Annotated in this window: 15 protein-coding genes; 10 read left to right on the top strand and 5 right to left on the bottom strand. The window is 43.5% G+C overall.

Annotated elements, in window-relative coordinates:
- Nucleotides 1-75 precede the first annotated feature (75 nt).
- The 5 genes from MHH57_RS22660 to MHH57_RS22640 all read left to right on the top strand — a co-directional run bounded on the left by MHH57_RS22660 (nt 76) and on the right by MHH57_RS22640 (nt 7,781).
- On the top strand, nt 76-1,392 hold the full coding sequence (locus MHH57_RS22660) for a PDZ domain-containing protein (RefSeq protein ID WP_069010688.1): 1,317 nt from the start codon (nt 76-78) through the stop codon (nt 1,390-1,392).
- A gap of 177 nt (nt 1,393-1,569) precedes the next feature.
- On the top strand, nt 1,570-2,127 hold the full coding sequence (locus tag MHH57_RS22655; RefSeq protein WP_029514547.1) for an rRNA adenine N-6-methyltransferase family protein: 558 nt from the start codon (nt 1,570-1,572) through the stop codon (nt 2,125-2,127).
- 273 nt (nt 2,128-2,400) lie between these two features.
- Complete coding sequence (locus MHH57_RS22650; RefSeq protein WP_029514546.1) at nt 2,401-2,784, top strand: hypothetical protein; 384 nt, start codon at nt 2,401-2,403, stop codon at nt 2,782-2,784.
- Nucleotides 2,785-3,081: 297 nt separating this feature from the next.
- A complete protein-coding gene (locus tag MHH57_RS22645) occupies nt 3,082-7,146 on the top strand; it encodes a glycosyl hydrolase (RefSeq protein ID WP_342434546.1) in 4,065 nt (1,354 codons plus the stop codon).
- 272 nt (nt 7,147-7,418) lie between these two features.
- Nucleotides 7,419-7,781 (top strand): hypothetical protein, encoded by a 363-nt coding sequence (locus MHH57_RS22640; protein WP_029514544.1) that lies wholly within the window; start codon nt 7,419-7,421, stop codon nt 7,779-7,781.
- 60 nt (nt 7,782-7,841) lie between these two features.
- On the opposite strand, the gene MHH57_RS22635 is transcribed toward MHH57_RS22640, so the two are convergent.
- Nucleotides 7,842-8,978 (bottom strand): DUF4179 domain-containing protein, encoded by a 1,137-nt coding sequence (locus MHH57_RS22635; protein ID WP_340933353.1) that lies wholly within the window; start codon nt 8,976-8,978, stop codon nt 7,842-7,844.
- Nucleotides 8,950-9,525 (bottom strand): RNA polymerase sigma factor, encoded by a 576-nt coding sequence (locus MHH57_RS22630; protein ID WP_069010691.1) that lies wholly within the window; start codon nt 9,523-9,525, stop codon nt 8,950-8,952. Before MHH57_RS22630 ends, MHH57_RS22635 begins: the two co-directional genes overlap by 29 nt.
- 296 nt (nt 9,526-9,821) lie before the next feature.
- On the opposite strand from MHH57_RS22630, the gene MHH57_RS22625 reads away from it, so the two are divergent.
- Complete coding sequence (locus MHH57_RS22625; protein ID WP_342434545.1) at nt 9,822-11,219, top strand: helix-turn-helix transcriptional regulator; 1,398 nt, start codon at nt 9,822-9,824, stop codon at nt 11,217-11,219.
- A 101-nt stretch (nt 11,220-11,320) separates the two neighbouring features.
- On the opposite strand, the gene MHH57_RS22620 is transcribed toward MHH57_RS22625, so the two are convergent.
- Nucleotides 11,321-11,695, bottom strand: coding sequence for a helix-turn-helix transcriptional regulator (locus MHH57_RS22620; protein ID WP_165146326.1), 375 nt, complete (start codon nt 11,693-11,695; stop codon nt 11,321-11,323).
- A 255-nt stretch (nt 11,696-11,950) separates the two neighbouring features.
- On the opposite strand from MHH57_RS22620, the gene MHH57_RS22615 reads away from it, so the two are divergent.
- Nucleotides 11,951-13,354 carry a DNA-binding protein gene (locus tag MHH57_RS22615; protein WP_185156346.1) on the top strand — a complete coding sequence of 468 codons (1,404 nt, stop codon included), beginning with the start codon at nt 11,951-11,953 and terminating at the stop codon, nt 13,352-13,354.
- Nucleotides 13,355-13,615: 261 nt separating this feature from the next.
- Nucleotides 13,616-13,843, top strand: a complete 228-nt coding sequence (locus MHH57_RS22610) for an aspartyl-phosphate phosphatase Spo0E family protein (protein ID WP_023990607.1) — start codon at nt 13,616-13,618, stop codon at nt 13,841-13,843.
- Between the two features lie 235 nt (nt 13,844-14,078).
- Here the strand turns inward: MHH57_RS22610 and MHH57_RS22605 are convergent, their stop codons facing one another.
- Nucleotides 14,079-14,894: a flagellar motor protein MotB gene (locus MHH57_RS22605; protein ID WP_039271420.1), complete on the bottom strand. Its 816-nt coding sequence runs from the start codon at nt 14,892-14,894 to the stop codon at nt 14,079-14,081.
- On the bottom strand, nt 14,878-15,705 hold the full coding sequence (locus MHH57_RS22600) for a flagellar motor protein (RefSeq protein ID WP_029514537.1): 828 nt from the start codon (nt 15,703-15,705) through the stop codon (nt 14,878-14,880). The genes MHH57_RS22605 and MHH57_RS22600 overlap by 17 nt, the downstream gene beginning before the upstream one ends.
- Before the next feature lie 208 nt (nt 15,706-15,913).
- Here MHH57_RS22600 and uvrB point away from each other — a divergent pair, with 208 nt between their 5' ends.
- Together uvrB and uvrA are read left to right on the top strand one after the other, a co-directional pair.
- Entirely contained in the window at nt 15,914-17,905 is a 1,992-nt protein-coding gene (gene uvrB, locus MHH57_RS22595) for an excinuclease ABC subunit UvrB (RefSeq protein WP_029514536.1), read from the top strand.
- 172 nt (nt 17,906-18,077) lie between these two features.
- Nucleotides 18,078-20,939: an excinuclease ABC subunit UvrA gene (gene uvrA, locus MHH57_RS22590; protein WP_029514535.1), complete on the top strand. Its 2,862-nt coding sequence runs from the start codon at nt 18,078-18,080 to the stop codon at nt 20,937-20,939.
- The last annotated feature ends 2 nt before the right edge of the window (nt 20,940-20,941 follow it).

Here is a 20,941-nt window from a genome sequence, read left to right as displayed (position 1 = left end):
ATTTCATATAGAATAAATGGATATGAAGTGTACGTGATCCGCTATACAGCGGGCCAGGGGCATAAGGGAGTGTGAATGGACTTGGAATGGGCATTACAATGGGGATGGAGCGTCTTGAATGCTTGCTTATACCTGCTTATGCAGCCGTTTTATTATATCTCAATACTCATTGTCGCACTTGGTTATCGTCGGCAAATGCTGCTGGAGCGCAAGCTATTTCATACTAAAATGCATAGCTGGGCCTCAGAGACCTGGCGTGTCGTATGGAGTGGTTTGCTTGCTGGAATGGCGCTATCCGCTCTGGGAATGTTCGTCAGCGTGCATCTGAACCCGGCTTCCATCGTGTGCCTGTGGGTAGCAACATTACTGCTCATGCTGGTACGCGTCCGTTACCTGTGTCTCGCTTATTCGGTAGGTCTGCTAGGTGTGGTTCAATTTTTCCTAAATGTGGCCAGTGGCTGGCAACCTGTGGGAGCGCTTGGAACTTCAGTAACGGCTATCCGCGGATTGGATATTCCAGCACTGTTGGTGTTGGTCGCCGTGCTGCATGTGGCTGAGGCGCTGTTGGTTCGCTGGCAAGGGGGGAAAGCTGCCACTCCACTGTTTGTCGAGGGCAAACGGGGGAGATTGGTTGGCGGTTATCGTATGGAAGACCTTTGGCCCATTCCGTTGTTATTGCTGGTACCCACTCAGGGAGGATTCATGCTTCCCTGGACACCGTTATTCGGCGGCGATGCCGGAACCGGGTATATGCTGGCAGCCTTACCAGTCCTGATGGGCTTCAGCAGCGTGACGCTAGGCCAGCTACCACGACAGAAGGCGGTACTCACTTCGAACCGCTTGCTTCTGTACAGTGTGGCTTTACTTCTGCTGAGCTTGCTGGCTGCATGGTGGAGTCCGCTGATATTGTTAGCAGCGTTATTCTCTTTTCTGGCTCATGAGGCACTGATCTGGTATGGTAATATGGAGGAAAGTCGTCTTAGCCCGATGTTTGTCCATCCGGAGCAAGGGATGCGTGTGCTCGCTGTGCTGCCAGACAGTCCGGCGACAGCCATGGGCATACTGCCGGGCGAGGCCATTTACCGCGTGAATGGAGTTATTGTGAATACCCGTGCCGAGTTACACCAGGCCTTGCGGATCAATTCTGCCTTTTGCAAGCTGGAAGTACGCAATCTGCAAGGCGAGAGCAAGTTTGTGCAGCGAGGCATGTACGATGGCGATCATCACCAGCTAGGGGTCGTGCTTGCACCAGATGCAGACGCGAGCTGGGCCGTATCCCTACAGCCGGCCTCCATCTATCGGATTGTTGCCATGCATATAGGCGCACGGCGACGTAAAGCTGGACAGGCATCGCAGGCAGAGGGTACACAGTTGGATACCATGAACAAATAGATGTTACACTAAGAGGGTAGTCATTATTTGATTAGAGTCGAATAAGGCTACGCTCTTTTTATATGCCGACAGTAGCCTGCTTGAAATCAATATTCTGATCGGTATACAATGAATATGTAATAAGAAGCGTCGATGAACCGAATGTCTATCATGTGTGTCAAGCAGGGAGAGGAAAAGATGAACGCGATTCACTTTATTCGAGAGTACATCAGGCATCCACGCAGCGTAGGCGCTGTTATACCCAGCTCAAGACAGTTGGCCAAACAAATTGCCACACCGATTTACTTTGACAAAGCATCGTGCATTATTGAATATGGTGCAGGGACCGGTGTGTTTACGCAAGAGCTGATTTTGAACAAGCGTCCAGAAACGCTACTTTTAGTGATTGAAGCTAATGAATCGTTTTACAAAACGCTACAAAGCAAGTACGGACACTTGGAGAAGGTACACATCATTCATGGATCGGCTGAGCATGTAGCGCAGTATATACGACAGTATGAGGTTCCAAAAGTGGATTATGTCGTATCAGGGCTCCCTTTCACCAGCCTGCCAGGCGCGTTATCTAGCCTTATTTTGGGACAAACGGCTGAGGTTTTGGGCCAGGAAGGCAAATTTATTACGTTCCAGTACAGCAAGGTCAAACACAATTTTTTCCGCACCTTTTTTGCTGACATTCAGATTAAAAAGGTAAACTGCAATGTCCCGCCCGCTTATGTGTTCACGTGCAGCCTGTAACCTTGCAGCTATGTAGAAGATTAGAATAAATACGAATGCGATTATACGGATGATTATGAGAAGACTTGGTCAGCGTCATTAAGATACTGAAACGGTCTTTTTTTGTTGTCCACTTTCATAGATATATAAGAAGGGGATATGTTAAAAAGCAAAATTCATTTAAGGAATCATATTTTAAAATGGGGCTTAACCTATATATTACATAAGATGGAACCCACTAGATTTTTGTAAGATTCATGATAAATCTGAACTTTTGTTAAAGGAGATTTATATATGGTAAAACCACTGATATTCATGCGTTGGTGTGAGTACTATAAGTTAAGTGATCGTGAGACGGACTTTGTATCTTTTTTTATGATGAATTTCTCGGCTGCCCGTTCAGGCAATCAACCGAAGCTTAGGGAGCAGTTTGTTGAAATTCAGAAAAAAACCTTTCCTGAGTACCCGTTTGATATTACCCCGGAAGAACTGGATTACTCCAAATTCGAAGGTTTGATGAAGCAGGTATTGAAAATTCATTTTGACACGGCCGAGCTACTATACTCCTTTTACCTCCAAAAGCTGTGCGCACCTTTGGCAGAATACATTTTATCCACTGGAGAATCAGAGCCTGCGCGCATCTATTATAAGCTTATTCAAAAGGATAAAGTACGGTAGGAAAGACGAGTGTGGATAAGCAAGAGCTATTGGGATACTCAAGCAATATGGTTATTTAAGAAATTAATACTAGCTAATTAAAACAATAGTTAAAAATGTCAATATACCTTTGTGTTAAGGTAATATTATAAATCCAGTTTCAAAGAAAGAGGGTGTTGTCTTCGGCTGGAACATTTCAAGCAGGGATATGACGCTGTACCAGAACGATAAACTCGTTTGGAATCAGGAGCCTTAAAGCCTTGTAGAGCGGCACTCGTATGGGTGCCGCTCTTTTCAAACTTAAAGGAGGAAAGCGGCATGAAGGCGAAAAATAGTAGTAATATTTGGTCCAAACGTTCCAAATGGCTGGCTGTCGTCATGGCATGCACGATGATAGCAGGGGGCGCTCTACCGACTCCAACCGTAGTTCACGGTCAAACGGCAAAGACCGTTACCATTAAAGTCGATACATCCAAGGATCGTAAGCCGATTAGCCCTTATATTTACGGTACGAATCAGGAATTGGCAGGCGATGAGAATCTGACTGCCAGACGACTTGGTGGCAATCGAATGACCGGATACAACTGGGAAAACAATATGTCCAATGCAGGAAGCGATTGGCTGCAATCTAGCGATGACTATTTATGCAGCAATGGCGGTCTGACAAAAGCAGAATGTGAAAAGCCGGGGGCGGTAACGACTTCGTTCCATGATCAATCGCTGAAGCTAGGCACTTATTCTTTAGTTACGCTGCCGATGGCCGGTTATGTGGCCAAGGATGGAAACGGAAGTGTGCAGGAAAGTGAAAAGGCTCCTTCTGCTCGTTGGGATCAGGTCGTAAACGCTAAAAATGCGCCGTTCCAACTACAGCCCGATCTGAATGACAATCAGGTTTATGCGGATGAATTCGTCAACTTTTTAGTGAAAAAGTACGGCGTTTCTTCAGCAAAGACGGGCGTGAAAGGATATGCGCTCGACAATGAACCCGCTCTCTGGTCGCATACGCATCCGCGCATTCATGGTGAAAAGGTCGGAGCGAAAGAGTTGGTAGAGCGGTCGGTAAGTTTATCCAAAGCTGTTAAAGCGGTTGACGCGGGTGCGGAAATTTTTGGGCCCGTTCTTTACGGTTTTGGCGCCTATACAGATCTTCAAACCGCACCTGATTGGAGCTCTGTAAAAGGCAACTACAGCTGGTTCGTGGACTATTACCTGGATCAAATGCGCCTCAGTTCGCAAGCCGAAGGCAAGAGATTGCTGGATGTTTTCGACGTCCACTGGTATCCCGAAGCGATGGGCGGAGGCATACGAATTACGAATGAGGTAGGCAATGACGAAACGAAGAAAGCCAGAATGCAGGCGCCTCGTACTTTGTGGGATCCGACCTACAAGGAAGATAGCTGGATCGCTCAATGGAACAGTGAATTCTTGCCTTTATTGCCTCGATTAAAGCAGTCGGTGGATAAATATTATCCAGGAACCAAGCTGGCTTTGACTGAGTATAGCTATGGCGGCGAAAATGATATTTCTGGCGGTATCGCTATGGCCGATGTGTTGGGCATCTTGGGCAAAAACGACGTTTATATGGCAAACTACTGGAAGTTAAAGGAGGGTGCCAACAACTACGTTAGTGCCGCTTACAAGCTTTATCGCAATTATGACGGAAAAAGCTCTACTTTCGGTGATATCAGCGTTAACGCGCAAACGTCGGATATTGTTAATAGCTCGGTGCATGCTTCCGTAACAGATGCATCCTACAAAGAACTGCACCTCGTTGTCATGAATAAAAGCATGGACAGCGCATTCGACGCCCAATTTGATCTTTCCGGCGAGACGACTTACGGTTCCGGTAAAGTATGGGGCTTCGACAAAAATAGCTCGCAAATTAAGGAATCCGCACCAATCACGCAAATTTCAGGCAACCGCTTTACCTATACAGTACCACCATTGACGGCTTATCATATCGTCTTGACTGCTGGCAATGATACGTCTGTGCCACCTGTGGAAGGTCCTGAAAGCTTTGCGCTGAGGGCTGAGGCTGGCGATGGGAAAGTCTATTTATCCTGGGACGCTTCCAGCAGAGCTGTAGGGTACAGTGTACAGCGGGCTACGTATGAAAACGGTCCTTTTACTGCTGTAGCATCCAACTTGGTCGAAACGTCTTATACAGATACCAACGTAACGAACGGCACTTCTTATTATTATAAAATAACCGCAAAAACAAAGGCGGGAATGAGCGAATCCAATGTTTTGAAAGCGGTTCCTCGAGCGCCTGTAGACGGATCGAATCGCTATGAAGCCGAAGAGGGCACGCTGAAGGGAACCATTGTGGAATCCAGCGGGACTGGCTTCTCAGGTACTGGTTATGTAACTAATTTCCACAATCCGGGAGATTCCCTGACGATGACGATTCAGGCAGAGGCGGTAGGCTTGTACAATCTTACAATCGGCTACCGTTCTCCTCATGATGACAAACGCACGAACTTCTCTTTAAACGGCAAAGCGTCTGGCGAGCTGGTACTTTGGAAAACGGCTGATTTTAAAGAGACGTCCGGTGGTAAGGTTCTGTTGAATGCAGGGGCCAATACGATCGGTTTTGAAACAGGCTGGGGTTGGTATGATATCGACTATGTCAAGCTGGAGCCAGCTACTGACCGTCCACCGCATGCGGTAACCAAAACGCTCATTAATCCGAATGCGACGGTAGAAGCAAGAGCATTGATGAACTACCTGGTTGATCAATACGGGAAGAATATGCTCTCTGGTCAGGAGGAGATAAACGAAATTGATTGGCTTCAAGCCAAGGTAGGTAAAAAACCAGCAATTGCAGCGCTTGACCTGATCGACTATTCGCCAAGCAGAGTGGAACACGGTCTTAGTTCCACAGAGACGGAAAAGGCGATTGCATGGGATAAGCAAGGGGGCATTGTTACCTTTGCATGGCATTGGAATGCGCCAAAAGGTCTGATCGATACGCAGGGAAAAGAATGGTGGAGAGGCTTTTATGCCGATTCAACTACATTCGATATCGAATATGCGATGAATCATCCAGAGTCCGAAGATTATACATTGCTTATTCGCGACATCGATGTAATTGCGGGGCAATTGAAGAAGTTGCAGGATGCGAAAGTTCCTGTGCTGTTCCGTCCTTTGCACGAAGCGGAAGGCAAATGGTTCTGGTGGGGCGCCAAAGGCCCTGAGCCTGTTAAAAAATTGTATATTTTGATGCATGACCGTTTGACGAATGTGCACAAACTGAACAATTTGATTTGGGTATGGAATTCTGTTGCTCCGGATTGGTATCCGGGAGATGAGTATGTGGATATTTTGAGCTTTGACTCTTATCCGCAAGCAGGCGACTACAGCCCGCAGATTGCAAAATACGAAGACCTTGTTACATTGGGCAAGGACAAAAAGTTAGTTGCCATGAGCGAAAACGGACCTATCCCGGACCCTGATCTGATGAAGGCGTATCAAGCCCATTGGAGCTGGTTCGCTACATGGTATGGGGATTTCCTGAGAGACGGCAAACAAAACAGTCTGGAGCATCTGAAAAAAGTGTATAATCATCCGAACGTCATTACGCTTGAAAAGCTCCCGACTAACTTAAAAACGTATGGCATTACCGAGCAACCATCAGTACCGGGCAGCTTCACGCTGAACGCAGCGGGCGAAACGGCGAAAGTAAAGCTGAGCTGGACAGCATCGGCGAATGCCGCAAGCTATGAAGTGAAGCGTTCGACGGCTGAAAACGGTACGTTCGCCACCGTAGCGAGCGATGTATACGAAAGCAGCTACACCGACACAGCCGTAACGGCAGACACGATATACTATTACCAAGTCGTAGCGAAGAACGATGCAGGTCAAACGCTTTCGAACACGGCTAGCGCAGCACCGAAAGCGGATACTCAGCAGCCGACAACGGGACTGGTGCTCCAGTATCGCACAGCGGATACAAATGTGAACGACAATCACTTGAACCCGCATTTCCAAATTGTAAACAAAGGTACAGCCTCCGTACCGATCAACGAGTTGAAAATTCGCTACTACTACACGATCGACGGTGACCGTGAGCAGACATTCAACTGCGACTATGCAATGCTGAGCTGCTCAAAGCTGAATGGTAAACTGGTTAAAATGGATAAGGCTGCAACCGGTGCTGATTATTATTTGGAAGTCAGCTTCAACTCAGATGCAGGCGTGTTAGCACCTAGAGGAAGCACGGGCGGAATTCAAACTCGTATTCATAAAACAGACTGGTCGAACTATAACGAAAGTGACGATTACTCGTATAAAGGCACGCAAACTTCATTCGCCGATCATACGAAAGCTACGTTGTATCATAATGGGGTACTTGTTTGGGGAACCGAACCGACAGCTAATTAAAATGATATAAATACTATCGCTGAAATGAGCAGGGGGATTTGTATCCTACCTGCTCATTTTTTTATACGAGAAGCCATCTATATGATTATTTTGTAAAAAATGAAATGATATGTTTATTTCTATTCTTTTTGTAACATATCAAGAATTAGAATGGAATTAATTAGAAGGAAGGGGGTTGGAAAATGTAACAGAAACGTAGCCACAGACATAAAGCAAGGTGTTTAGTAGCTTAAGAACTTTTAAAGAAGACTATTAAAGAGGAGAAATGACAAATGAAAAAAGCAATCTTAGCACTATCAATTTCCGCGTTAGCTTTATCTTTAGGGGGAGTAGCTTCGGCTTCACCAGTAAGTTCAACAATATCTGTTGGAGCTCCAGCAAAAGTAACCGTAACCTTTAGTCCTGCCAATGGAGAAAAGCCACCTATTACAAAGCAAGATACTCCCCCACTTAAATTAGGTATAGGTAGCTCATATGCTATGGAAGGTTCTAACTGGATGATTTTGTATGGAAGTGATGTTGTCGAACTTCATGGAAATAAAGCTAAGATGATCGGTTATGGAACAGCCCAAGTAGCCGCATATAAATCTAATGGAGACAAGCTTGGAGTTTATACTTTTGATGTTAGAAGATAGATAGTACTTATATGCAGTGAAGGAGGTGAAGTACGCTTCACTTCCTTCACTTATTTATTATCATGGATTAATCGGGTAAGTAATCTCTAGATCAGGGAAATACTCTATTTTTGGATTTCCATCTTTGTCTAATTCAAATTTGCTCTTATCATCTTTTCTTAAGATAACCTTGTCGACCTTTATAGTAATTGATTTGGGGAGAGAGGTGAAAGGTTCAAAACGTGAATCAGTTATCAGAACGTTTCCATCCGTAGCACTCCAACCGTTGTTGCTTATAAATTTTAGTTGTTTTCCTTTATCATCGTAAATTTCATACTCCAAAAAAGGAAGTGACGAAATTTTCGAATTAGTAGGTAGCTTTATGCGAGTAGTGATGCTGGTTGTAATCGGTGTGAGCTCAACTTTTTCTAGGGTATAGTCAATGTTTGAATACTTTCGCTTAAGAGACGGTGTAAAAACCAAGTTATTCTTGGTGTTCTTTTCCACAGGAATTTCTATTTTAAATGGTTGCTTAATGCCGGAGACAGGCATGGAGACTGTCAAATTAAACTTATCTGGGAAAGGCTTCCCTCCCTGGTTACGTAAATCTGAAAATTGTATAATTGTTGAATTAGAATTTTTCCCAGGTATCGTATAAGGATCAATGGAGTTGCTAGTGTTAGCAGGTGCATAGGAGTTTATTTCTTCTCCATTAATAGTAAGTATTACATCGTTGATCAGTGATGATACCGTTTCATTTGTAAATCTTTTATCAGTGGTTTGTCGTTCTAGGGCAATGGATACACGTGTTCCATCAAACATGACCTCCGGTACGCTGAGAGTCAGGCCATCGTGAGTGTCACTAAGATTTGGTTTGGATAGTAGCCCTTTTTCGTCCGCTGTTTGTAAACCAAGATCACCAGCTAGCTGGAATATAGAATTCATACCTGGAACTTGTTTTAAGGATGCAGCCATTGTTGGTGAAATGAATCCAGTACTAACGACAAGTGTAAACGCCATTACAAGTGCAGCGGAGGTTCCGAAAAAGGCATTGCGAACTCTTTTTGAACGAGAGTTAGAGCGCTTATAACGTCTTGTTTTCATATTGCTATAGCGTTCCATAGTTCTATCTATTAAATCCACTTGTAATGGAGTATTCCGAATAAGCTTTTGTAAGTGCTCGATTTCTTTATCTTCCGGGTTTAAATGAATGCTCAATTTGTTTTCCTCCCTTTTCATTGTAGTTAATTAGCTTTTTACGGAGTCGCTCATATCTTTTTCGGATCGTGGATGATTTCAGTCCCATAATTGTAGCAATCTCTTCGTAGTTGTAATCCTCAAGCGAACGTAATAATAAAATCTGGCGATCTTTTAATGTTAGCTGGTCCAGTAACTCGTGAATTAAATTTGTATATTCATGTATGGGCTGTTGCTTTAGATTCAGTCTGTACTGAATGAAGGACTTGAATGTTCTAGCGTTTCTTTTTAATAGGTCAGTACAATGATTTTGAGCGATTTTGTAAAGCCAAGCTGAAAAAGAGACGGTAGGTACAAAATGATGTAAATGTTCTAGCCCTCTAATGAATATTTCTTGAGCAGCATCTTCCGCTTCTTCCCGATTTTTAAGTAAATAGTAGCAATATAAAAAGATCTGTTGTTGATAACGCCGTATGATATGTGTGTATGCTTGTTTGTCGCCTGCTTGGATCTGCTCTATGACAAGATTAATGTCTGCGTTTTGATTATCTGTATTTAGTTTTTCCATTAACGTCCCTCCTTTCTGCCTATATAACTGAAAAAGGTATGCGTTTGTGACATTCAAATAAAAAAACTTGAAGTTTGTTTTTAATGGTTCTCCAGATGTACCTCATTCAACTTTTCAATTATCACGGAATTCGTAAAAAAAAGGCTTCCTTCTAAGGCATCATAAAATAAAATGACTTTATAGACCATATATTTCACTATTTTAATTATTTTGTAATGAAATGAAGTTTTTACGACCAAAATCACATGTTAAGTATGACTTACGATATAACTGCAACTATATTGAGGGGGATTGAAATGAAACATACACCTACGATCCGCTCGACGATAGAGACCGAACTCAAGCAAAGGGGATATACATTTAGCAGCTTTAGTAAAATATCTGGTATTAACCGTGGTACATTCAGTACCATGCTGAACAGTAACCCGCCCAAGCCAATCTCCGTTCGGCAGATGGACCTGATTACTAAGGCATTAGGATATCCCGAAGGCTGGTTGTATGAGTTATACATAGATGAATGCTTTCACGAGGGAAAAGGGCACTGGAAACGGATTAAGCCTTTTTTATTGCGTTGTGTAGAGTTAGGAAAGGTAGACTGTATTCAAAAGGTATTGTCGAGACTGACCGAGGATTTGTCCTATGTGTCGATGATATTTGAGCTTGCAGAAGAACTACACGAAGCAGGTAAGGAAAAAGAAGCTGTCCCTTTTTACGAATGTGTGGTAGAGAACGAAAGATATTACCACTCGGAGAGGCTGGCGATCAGCCAATATCGTTTGTTTTGTTATTCTCTAAATACTGATTTGGATAATAATCGTCAAGCAGCTATAAAATTTGCCCCGTTTCGAAGGAATCTTCCTGAAAATTACCAATTAGACGCTTTATTAAAACTGGCTAATGCCTATTTTCAACTTTATGATTGTGAGACGGTTATACAGTATGCTGAAGAACTAAGAGTACTAGCTACGAGTATCTATCAACAGCAGGTTAGAGGAAAATTAAAAAATCGTGAAGTTAAGCCTCTAAATACAGAAAGACGTCTAATCGTTTATTATGGTCAGTCCTTTTTACTGAAAGGGAATGCCTACGAGATACAAGGGCAATATAAAAAAGCTATGGAATTTATCCCCTACTATGCAGATTTAACTGATTTTGAAGGACTGGACGATATAGGAAAAATAGAGGCACAAAAATTTAAAGTGTGGGCAAAAGCAAATCAGTTGAGTATGGAAATCTTAATGGGGAATATGGAAAGCTTGCCTGCCTATGTTGAGCTTCTTAGAGATAATTCCCAGGAGATATTACATGGGCTACTGACTATTGTTGAGTCAGCTAATATTTACAATTATCCAATAGATGATATTTTAATTCTCTTTGCTGAAAAAATTGATGAATTCAGAGAACTAAATGTAAATATTTCTTACTATCATACGAATTATAATCTGGTCACTTATTCTCGTTTTTTTCTTGAGCTTAGTCGCTACTATTTCAATACAGGAGCTTATTCGAAAGCTATGGACGGTATGCTGAAGAGCTTCAAAGCATCTTCTCAATTGAATGATAAAGCGTACTATATCAAGTCTATTACATTATTATTTGAAAAGTATAAAGATCATTCCACATACGAACAACAGGAGGAATATGGAAAATTGCTTGAAGAAGTACAGTATAATGCGAAACACATGCTTCCTTGAACTACAAAAAGGCTACGTATTTTGCTACTTAATTGAGCAGAACAGCGTAGCCTTTTTTAATTTTTCTTAGCCTAGATGGCTAATAGAGAACAATATTAAACTTATCCTTTTCCTTTGGAATCATCAGAGTTATTTTCAGAAAGCTCATTCTCTGTCGAGAAAAGCTCCTTTAGAATGCGATAAGCTTTATTCTGTTCCGCTTCACTCTGCTGGGAAAGAATATGAATACATCCCCATATCCAGGGCTGGCTTTTGAGTTCTTCATATGAATTAAAGTTAAAAAATGCAAATACGTTTGTGTTCAGCGCCTCTGCTATTTTCTCTAATGTTTTAATCTGTACATTGACTTCACCGCGTTCCAACTTCCCTATGTAGGAGCCTGTTGAATCGGATGCTTCTGCCAGTTGTTCTTGAGTAATATCACGCAATTTTCGAAATTGGCGAATCTTCGTTCCTATAAGTTTCGTCGTTTCCATAGACCTCCACACTCCTATAGTATGAGTGTAGACAAAGCTAGATCAGGCGTGGAGGTAATTAAATTGCCTAAATTAATATATATTTAGTCTCTGTGAGGACTATTTAAAAAGCATCAAATACCATAATATAATAAAACAGTGTAGAAAAGGGGTTGACCATCATCCAATTTATTCATATAATTTCTAGTATATTGTAATTGATTATCGAGGAGGGTGATTTTTTAAAATCATCTGAATATGCCGGGGGTGTTTTTATTGGAAAATGCAACCACGATTCGTTCGGAAATTGAGAAAGAATTAAAACTTGGTGGCTACACGTTTAATAGTTTTGGACAAGCTACGGGGCTTAACCGGGGCATATTTAGTGCGATGCTTAACGGAAATCCACCTAAACCTATTTCTGTGAGACAAATGGACTTGATTACCAAAGCCTTTAATTATCCAGAGGGCTGGTTATACGACCTGTATGTGGATGAATGTTTTTATGATGGAAGACCACATTGGAAAAGGGTCAAGCCGTTCCTGATTCGTTGTGTTGAAGTGGGGAACTTGCGATGTGTTGAGAAAGTGCTTTCACGCTTAATGGAAGATCTTAACCACATTCCAACGATCTTTGCTTTGGCAGAGGAGTTATACGAAGGGGGGAAGCTGCAAGAGGCAATTCCTTTCTATGAATGTGTCATTGAAAATGAAAAGTATCAGCATTCTGAGAGATTGGCGATAAGCCATTATAAATTGTTTGTTGCTTCTGTGGGTCAAGATCTGGAGAAAAATTTGGAATCTGTTCTGAGATTTATTCCTTATCGTAATCGCTTACCAGAGAGTTATCAGCTAGATGGGCTTTTAAAAATTATCAATATATATTTTTATCTACATAAATGGGACAGCGTTAAGAAGTATGGAGATGAGTTGTGTACTCTCGCCAAAACTGTTTATTTAAATCGATATGAAAATAATAATACTAAAAGACGTGTTAAGGACGAATTTAAAACAGAGAAAAATCTTGTTTTCTATTACGGCTACGGATATTTATCTAAATCTACAGCTCTCCAAAAAATGGAGAAATTTGAGGAAGCACAATCTTATATTAAATATTACGCGGATTTAAGTTGGTTCAAAGGACTTAACTCAGAAGGTGAGCAATATGTAAAGATGTTCAGCCTTTGGGCAAAGGCAAACTCTTATACACTTGATATGCTTTTAGGAAAAAGAGATGTTTTAGTAGAATATATTTCTTTTCTCAATCAACATCCGGAAGAAAAATTATCTGGTCTTTTAACTATCTTGGAATCAGCTAACAAATATAACTTCTCGGTAGATTATGTACTTGAAAGTTTTTCAGCAGAGATTGATCAGTTCAAGTTTCTTGATGATGTAAAGAATAGAAACTATTATTGTTGTTTTTTATATCAAAGGGCAATTTATGAGTATAGAAGTAATAGCTTGGAGAAAGGAACAAACTATGTTCTAGACTGTCTTGCACTTTCATTGATTAGTCGGAATGATAGTGACTTTAAACAATGTGTTGCGTTGTTTGAGGTTTACAGAGAATTTGCTACTTATGAACAAACAAAGAGATACGAAAATATAATTAAGGAGGTGAATATCTATGAAAAAAGGTTATTTAGTGGTACTAGCCTTAGGTATTCTATTTTTTAGTATATTCCCTTTCTATAATCCAAGCAGTGTAGAAAGTTCTAATGAAATTATATTATTTAATCATGGCATGGGTTGAATTTGTATAGATGTGTATAATTCATAGAAGAGAACCACCGTTCTCGAAGCCAATTCCTATGGATTGGCTTTTTTGATTTATCCCGTTAAAGGGATGAATTGGGTTTTATTATATTTTTAACCTGTGGGGAAGGTATCAGCTTGTAAACTAATGTAAATACCACACCGAACAGGAGGTTTATTGATGTGAAATGGAAACAATTGGAGGAATGCATCGAAGAAAAGCGGAAGGAACTAAATGATTTGGCGAATGAGGTGGGATTGAAGGATCGGCGGGTGTTAATCAAGTCCATGGAGTTAGATCGACTTCTTAATAAATACAGCGACTGGAAATATAGCTATCGTAGACAACAGAGCATCCCCCAAAGTTCACAAATACAAGAGAAGCAACACGAGCTTGTCCTATCTTATTAATCTTCAAGCATCATGACAAGATAGAATCTAACTTCACCAGGGCTTCTAATACATAGTGGGATATAGAATAAACAAAATAATCTCTATTGCATCTCGTACGCTGCTCTTATCCACGTTGTTCGTACGGTTTATTGTTCTGCGTCTACATCAGGCGGAAGCCATGTATTAATGATGAATATGTATCAAAAAAACCTCCCGATTCACGTTATTACGTGACTCAGGAGGTTTTTGGGTTTTACTGTTGAAGTTGGCGTAGTACGGTGATTTCGACACGGCGGTTTTTTTGTCGTCCAGCTTCGGTGCTATTGTCACCAACCGGTCGGGTATCTGCATAACCTGCATACTGAAATCCTGAGGGTGAAAGTTGCTCTCGGTCGAGAAAGAATCGGAGTACAGACAGTGCCCGTGCGCCGGAAAGCTCCCAGTTATCCTTATACATCGATGAGTTCGATGAGCGCGTGAACGGAATGTTGTCCGTATGGCCCTCAATGCTAATCGGTGTTTTCAAATCTCGAAATAGACTGGCCAACTTGGATAGTGTGTTGGCAGAGCCTTGCTTGAGTGCAGCTCTACCTTGATCGAATAAAAAGCGGTCATTCAGCGTAATGACAATACCACGCGGCTGGTCTGACACAAAAATCTGATTTTCCAGTTTGTTGTCCGTAATATATTCTTGAATGACACCCATTAAATTTTGCAGCTCTTTTTCCTGCGTGCGGAATGCTTGTTCACGTTCGGTAAGCTTTGTCGATCCAGTTTCCTTTTTATCGGCTGCTGGTTGCTTGGTCGTGGGTGGATTCTTGCTGGTATAACGATCGGCAGTACCTGTAATGCCCGAGCCTTGCTCCAAAATAGAATCTCCCTTGTGGAACGTATCCTGAAGGGATTGAACAACGACATCGTATTTTTTAGCATCCAAACTACTCATGGCATACATCACAACGAAAAATATGAGCAGCAGGGTGATTAGATCGGCATAGGTAATCATCCAGCGGTCACGATGGTCTCCGCCGCCTCCTTGACCCCCACGGCGCTTACCGCGCGTTCTCATGGAAGTCCTCCTTTGGAGATGCGTCCTCAGTGCGTGAGCGACGAGGCGGTTTGCGATCTATATTTTGCTCTGAGCGGATAAAGAACTCCAACTTTTTGCGTACAAGCTTTGGATTCTCTCCGTTTTGGATAGCCAGAATACCTTGCAGCAGTAAATCCATCGTGATAATTTCACTCTCACTGGCTGCTCTTATTTTGGATGCGATGGGCAGAAAGATCAGATTGGCGCTAGCAACGCCGTATAGGGTTGCGATAAAGGCAACAGCAATGGACGGACCAAGCGCAGTAGGCTCGGTCAGGCTGCCCAGTACATGGATCAGGCCCATGACAGTACCGATAATCCCCATCGTAGGGGCATAACCGCCTGCGGATTCAAATATTTTGGCGTACCCCTCATGTTTGTGTTCAATGGCATCTAACTCAAGCTCTAAAATCTGTTTGATCTGTTCCTGCTCGGTGCCGTCGATGACCAACTGAAGACCTTCGCGCAAAAATGCATTCGGATGCTCTGACGAAATACGCTCTAGCGCAAGCACACCGGATCGGCGTGAGGTGGCAGCCATGGAAACCAAATCTTCTATATATTGCTCCGTAGGATTGTCCTCACGGCTAAATGCCATCCGTAGAGCGGTGGGGATCGTCTTCAGCTTGGAAGCGGGGTAGCTGATTACAACTGCGGCGAAAGTTCCCCCAAATACAATGAGAGCCGATGTACCTTGAAGCAGCCCGGTAAATTCGCCGCCTTCCCATAAGAAGCCACCGATTAATGCTATGATTCCTGCGATGATGCCCAATACGATGGTGATATCCAAAATTTAATTCACTCCTATTCAAGACTTATCGTTTGCATCCGCGGTAAGAAAGAGGTATAATACGGGAACAAACATTCTTATCTAACCATATTTCCCAAGTATCATTGCTCGGGAAATATCGACATAGAGTTACAGGTAAAGACGTTAAAGCTCGACTGGTGTAAAATCATGATGTTTCCATTTTAGACGATAAGGGTGATGCAGGGCAATGAGTGATATCGTTGTTAGCGATAAGACTTTTGAAATTCAGTCGGAATTCCAACCTCAAGGCGATCAGCCCCAGGCCATTTTTGAATTGGTAGAGGGAATTGCAGAAGGAAAGAAGCATCAAACGCTATTGGGTGCTACGGGAACAGGTAAGACGTTTACCATCGCACAAACCATTGCCAAGTTAAATCGGCCTACGCTGGTTATTGCACATAATAAGACTTTGGCTGCTCAACTGGCGAGTGAGTTTAAAGAGTTCTTTCCGAATAACTCCGTCGATTATTTTGTCAGCTACTATGATTACTATCAACCGGAAGCATATATCCCGTCTTCCGATACGTATATTGAGAAGGATTCCAGCATCAATGAGGAGATTGATAAACTTCGCCACTCAGCGACAAGCTCTCTGTTTGAGCGTCGTGACGTTATTATTGTAGCGAGTGTCTCCTGCATTTATGGTTTGGGTTCGCCGAAAGAATATTCAAGCCTGCTGCTTTCGCTTAGAGTTGGCATGGAGAAACCCCGCAATCAGATTTTGTCCCGCTTGGTCGATATTCAATATCAGCGGAACGATATCAACTTCGTGCGGGGTACTTTCCGTGTACGGGGGGATGTTGTTGAAATATTCCCGGCTTCCCATGGGGAACATGCTATACGTGTAGAACTATTCGGGGATGAAATTGAACGAATTACCGAGATTAATGTGCTTACAGGTGAATTGATCGGTGAACGTGATCATATTGCTATTTTCCCGGCATCTCACTTCGTTACTCATGAGGATACGATGAAGGTAGCATTGGTCAACATTGAACGTGAGCTTGAAGAGCGGTTAGCAGAGTTGAAGGAGCAAGGGAAGCTGTTAGAAGCGCAACGTTTGGAGCAACGTACCCGCTATGATATCGAGATGATGAAAGAGGTTGGTTTTTGTTCCGGTGTCGAGAATTATTCAGGTCCACTGACATTCCGTGAGCGAGGAGCAACACCATATACGCTAATGGATTATTTCCCGGATGATATGCTGATCGTCATTGACGAGTCCCATGTTACATTGCCGCAGATTCGTGCCATGTATAACGGTGACCAAGCACGTAAGAATGTACTGGTGGATCATGGTTTTCGTTTGCCGTCTGCATTGGATAATCGCCCGTTGAAGTTTGAAGAGTTTGAGGACAAGGTAAGTCAGATTATCTATGTATCAGCTACTCCAGGACCCTATGAGATGGAGAAGTGCGAAACGATGGTGCAGCAGATTATTCGTCCTACCGGGCTTCTTGATCCGATTATTGAGGTGCGTCCGAGCAAGGGGCAGATTGACGATCTTATTAATGAAATACGGCTTCGCATAGAACGTGAAGAACGGGTGCTGGTGACCACACTTACGAAGAAGATGTCCGAAGATTTGACTGACTATTTAAAAGAAGTAGGCATCAAGGTCCGGTATATGCACTCCGAGATTAAGACGTTGGAGCGGATGGCTATTTTGCGGGATCTTCGTCTAGGGACCTTCGACGTGCTAATCGGGATCAATCTTTTGCGGGAGGGTCTTGATTTGCCGGAAGTATCTCTGGTCACGATTTTGGATGCAGACAAAGAAGGCTTCCTGCGTTCTGAGCGCTCTCTGATACAGACAATCGGACGGGCAGCACGGAACAGTGACGGTCGTGTTATTATGTACGGCGATAAGATTACCGATTCTATGGATAAAGCGATAAAGGAAACGGAACGTCGGCGTGCGATTCAAATTCAGTATAATGAAGAACATGGGATTACCCCGCAAACCATACGTAAAAAGATTCGTGATGTTATTGAAGCAACTAAGGTGGCAGAATCGAAGAATGATTACCTTCCTAATGAGACGGGTAAACTTTCCAAGAAGGAGCGCCAATCACTCATTCAGCGTCTGGAAGCAGAGATGAAAGACGCCGCCAAGAACCTACAGTTCGAGCGGGCAGCCGAGCTGCGTGATGCTTTGCTGGAGTTGCGAGCTGATTAAACATTGAGAATAAGCTAGAAGCAAAACATATGAAAATAAAATGTTTGATTGCTTTGCTTTTAAAAATAGTGAGGGCGGCCTATGTGGTCGTTCTCTTTGCGATATATCACTTCCATGGGATAATCCAATGCGATATAGCATGACGTGAACTACGGCTAAGGAGATGAAACATTTGGCGAATGAAAGCATCATCATCAAAGGCGCACGCGCGCATAATCTCAAAAATATTGACGTGACGATTCCACGGGACAAGTTCGTCGTCCTGACAGGGCTTAGCGGCTCAGGTAAATCGTCGCTGGCTTTCGATACGATCTATGCGGAAGGGCAGCGGAGGTATGTGGAATCTTTATCTGCGTATGCCCGTCAATTTCTCGGGCAAATGGAGAAGCCGGACGTTGATTCGATTGACGGTCTGTCTCCTGCCATTTCCATTGACCAAAAAACAACAAGTCGGAATCCGCGTTCTACTGTCGGAACAGTTACCGAAATCTATGACTACCTGCGGTTGTTGTTTGCCCGGGTGGGTCATCCTCATTGTCCTGAACATGGCATTGAAATCACGTCACAGACCGTCGAACAGATGGTAGACCGCATTTTGCAGTATCCTGAGAAGACACGACTGCAAATCCTAGCTCCATTGGTATCGGGTCGCAAAGGTGAGCATAAAACACTGTTTACGGATATAGCCAAGCAGGGCTTTGTGCGGGTACGTGTGAATGGCGAACTGCGTGAATTGTCTGAGAAGATTGAGTTGGAAAAGAATAAGAAGCACTCGATTGAAGTGGTCGTAGACCGCATCGTTGTCAAGGAAGATGTGCGTGCGCGTCTGTCTGACTCTATTGAGACGGCATTGAATCTTTCAGGCGGGCAGTTGCTTGTAGACATTATGGGGCAAGAGGAGTTGCGGTTCAGCTCCAACTTTGCATGTCCTATTTGTGGATTCAGCATAGATGAACTGTCTCCGCGGATGTTTTCCTTTAATAGTCCGTTCGGCGCTTGCCCGGATTGCGATGGGTTAGGAGTTAAAATGGTGGTTGACCCTGATTTGCTCATTCCCGATCCTGAAAAAAGTGTGGAAGATGGGGCGTTTCAGGCTTGGAGTGGGGGAACTTCCACTTATTATCCTCAATTTTTACAGTCAGTATGCGAGCACTACGGTATTCCACAGGACATTCCTGTTAGTCAATTGACGACAGAACAAATGAACCTCATTTTACATGGAACGGGTGAGCAGAAGATCCGTTTCCGCTATGAAAATGATTTTGGTCAACGTAAGGAAGCCTATGTGACCTTTGAGGGGATTATCCCCAACTTGGAGCGTCGGTATCGTGATACGGCTTCTGAGGGCATACGTGAATTTATTGAAGGCTTTATGAGTGCAAAGCCATGTAACACCTGTAAGGGACATCGACTGAAAAAAGAAAGCCTGTCGGTAACCATTCAAGAGCGCAATATTGCTTATGTAACAGCCCTGTCTATCGGTGAAGCCTCAAACTTTTTCCATACACTGGAGCTGAGTGAGAAGGAGAAGTCGATTGCCAATCTCATTTTAAAAGAAATTAACAGCCGACTGGGATTCCTCGTTAACGTGGGTCTGGAATACCTGACTTTAAGCCGTGCGGCAGGCACGTTGTCAGGCGGTGAGGCACAGCGTATCCGATTGGCGACACAGATCGGGTCCAGTCTGATGGGTGTGCTTTATATTTTGGACGAGCCTAGTATCGGGCTGCATCAGCGAGATAATGATCGTCTGATTAGTGCTTTGGAGCATATGCGGAATCTTGGCAATACCTTGATCGTGGTGGAGCATGATGAAGATACGATGATGGCGGCGGACTATATCATTGATATCGGGCCGGGAGCTGGAATCCACGGTGGGATGATTATGTCGCAGGGGACCCCGCAGGAAGTTATGGAAGACCCGAATTCCTTAACCGGGCAGTATTTGAGCGGACGCAAGTTCATTCCGGTCAATACCGAGCGGCGCAAGCCTGCTGATAAGTGGCTGGAGATTCGCGGAGCTAAGGAGAACAATCTCAAAAATGTGAATGTCAAAATTCCGTTGGGTGTTTTCTCGGCTGTTACTGGTGTATCCGGCTCTGGAAAATCGACGCTGGTCAACGAAATTTTGTACAAAACGTTGGCGCGTGATCTGAACCGGGCGAGAGTGCGTCCAGGGCAGCACAAAGAAATTCGCGGGCTAGAGCATATCGAAAAGGTTGTTGAGATCGATCAATCGCCAATTGGCCGTACACCGCGTTCCAATCCTGCAACGTATACTGGTGTATTTGATGATATCCGTGACTTATTCTCGCAGACGAACGAGGCCAAAGTACGAGGCTACAAGAAAGGCCGCTTTAGCTTTAACGTTAAGGGAGGTCGTTGTGAAGCTTGTAGAGGCGACGGCATCATCAAGATTGAGATGCATTTTCTGCCAGATGTGTATGTTCCATGTGAAGTGTGCAAAGGCAAGCGTTACAACCGGGAGACCCTGGAGGTTAAATACAAAGGAAAAAGTATTGCCGATGTGCTGGAGATGACGGTAGAGGATGCGACGGAGTTTTTTGAAAATATTCCGAAGATTCATCGCAAGATCCAGACGCTGATGGATGTAGGTTTGGGGTATATCAAGCTGGGTCAGCCTGCGACTACCTTGTCTGGCGGTGAAGCACAGCGTGTGAAGTTGGCCTCCGAATTGTATCGTCGCAGCACAGGCAAAACCATTTATATTTTGGATGAGCCGACAACTGGTCTGCATGTTCACGATATTGATCGATTATTGACGGTGCTGCATCGTTTGGTTGATTCAGGAGAGACGGTGCTGGTCATTGAGCATAATCTGGATGTGATTAAAACAGCCGATTATCTGATTGATTTGGGACCGGAAGGCGGAAGTGGCGGTGGAACGATCTTGGCTACCGGGACACCGGAGCAACTCGTGAAAGTCGAAGAATCCTATACAGGTCGATACTTAAAGCCGATCCTTGAACGGGATACAGAGCGTAGCCAAGCGCTTCAGACAGTCGATCTATAGAT

The organism is Paenibacillus sp. FSL H7-0442 (assembly GCF_038593105.1).
In the GTDB taxonomy this organism is placed as follows: domain Bacteria; phylum Bacillota; class Bacilli; order Paenibacillales; family Paenibacillaceae; genus Paenibacillus; species Paenibacillus polymyxa_D.
This window is presented reverse-complemented; position numbering and strand designations above follow the sequence as displayed.

Coding starts and splice junctions, on each gene's coding strand:
- MHH57_RS22660 (WP_069010688.1), top strand. CDS start 76: ATGGACTTGGAATGGGCATTACAATGGGGATGGAGCGTCTTGAATGCT.
- MHH57_RS22655 (WP_029514547.1), top strand. CDS start 1,570: ATGAACGCGATTCACTTTATTCGAGAGTACATCAGGCATCCACGCAGC.
- MHH57_RS22650 (WP_029514546.1), top strand. CDS start 2,401: ATGGTAAAACCACTGATATTCATGCGTTGGTGTGAGTACTATAAGTTA.
- MHH57_RS22645 (WP_342434546.1), top strand. CDS start 3,082: ATGAAGGCGAAAAATAGTAGTAATATTTGGTCCAAACGTTCCAAATGG.
- MHH57_RS22640 (WP_029514544.1), top strand. CDS start 7,419: ATGAAAAAAGCAATCTTAGCACTATCAATTTCCGCGTTAGCTTTATCT.
- MHH57_RS22630 (WP_069010691.1), bottom strand. CDS start 9,525: ATGGAAAAACTAAATACAGATAATCAAAACGCAGACATTAATCTTGTC.
- MHH57_RS22625 (WP_342434545.1), top strand. CDS start 9,822: ATGAAACATACACCTACGATCCGCTCGACGATAGAGACCGAACTCAAG.
- MHH57_RS22620 (WP_165146326.1), bottom strand. CDS start 11,695: ATGGAAACGACGAAACTTATAGGAACGAAGATTCGCCAATTTCGAAAA.
- MHH57_RS22605 (WP_039271420.1), bottom strand. CDS start 14,894: ATGAGAACGCGCGGTAAGCGCCGTGGGGGTCAAGGAGGCGGCGGAGAC.
- uvrB (WP_029514536.1), top strand. CDS start 15,914: ATGAGTGATATCGTTGTTAGCGATAAGACTTTTGAAATTCAGTCGGAA.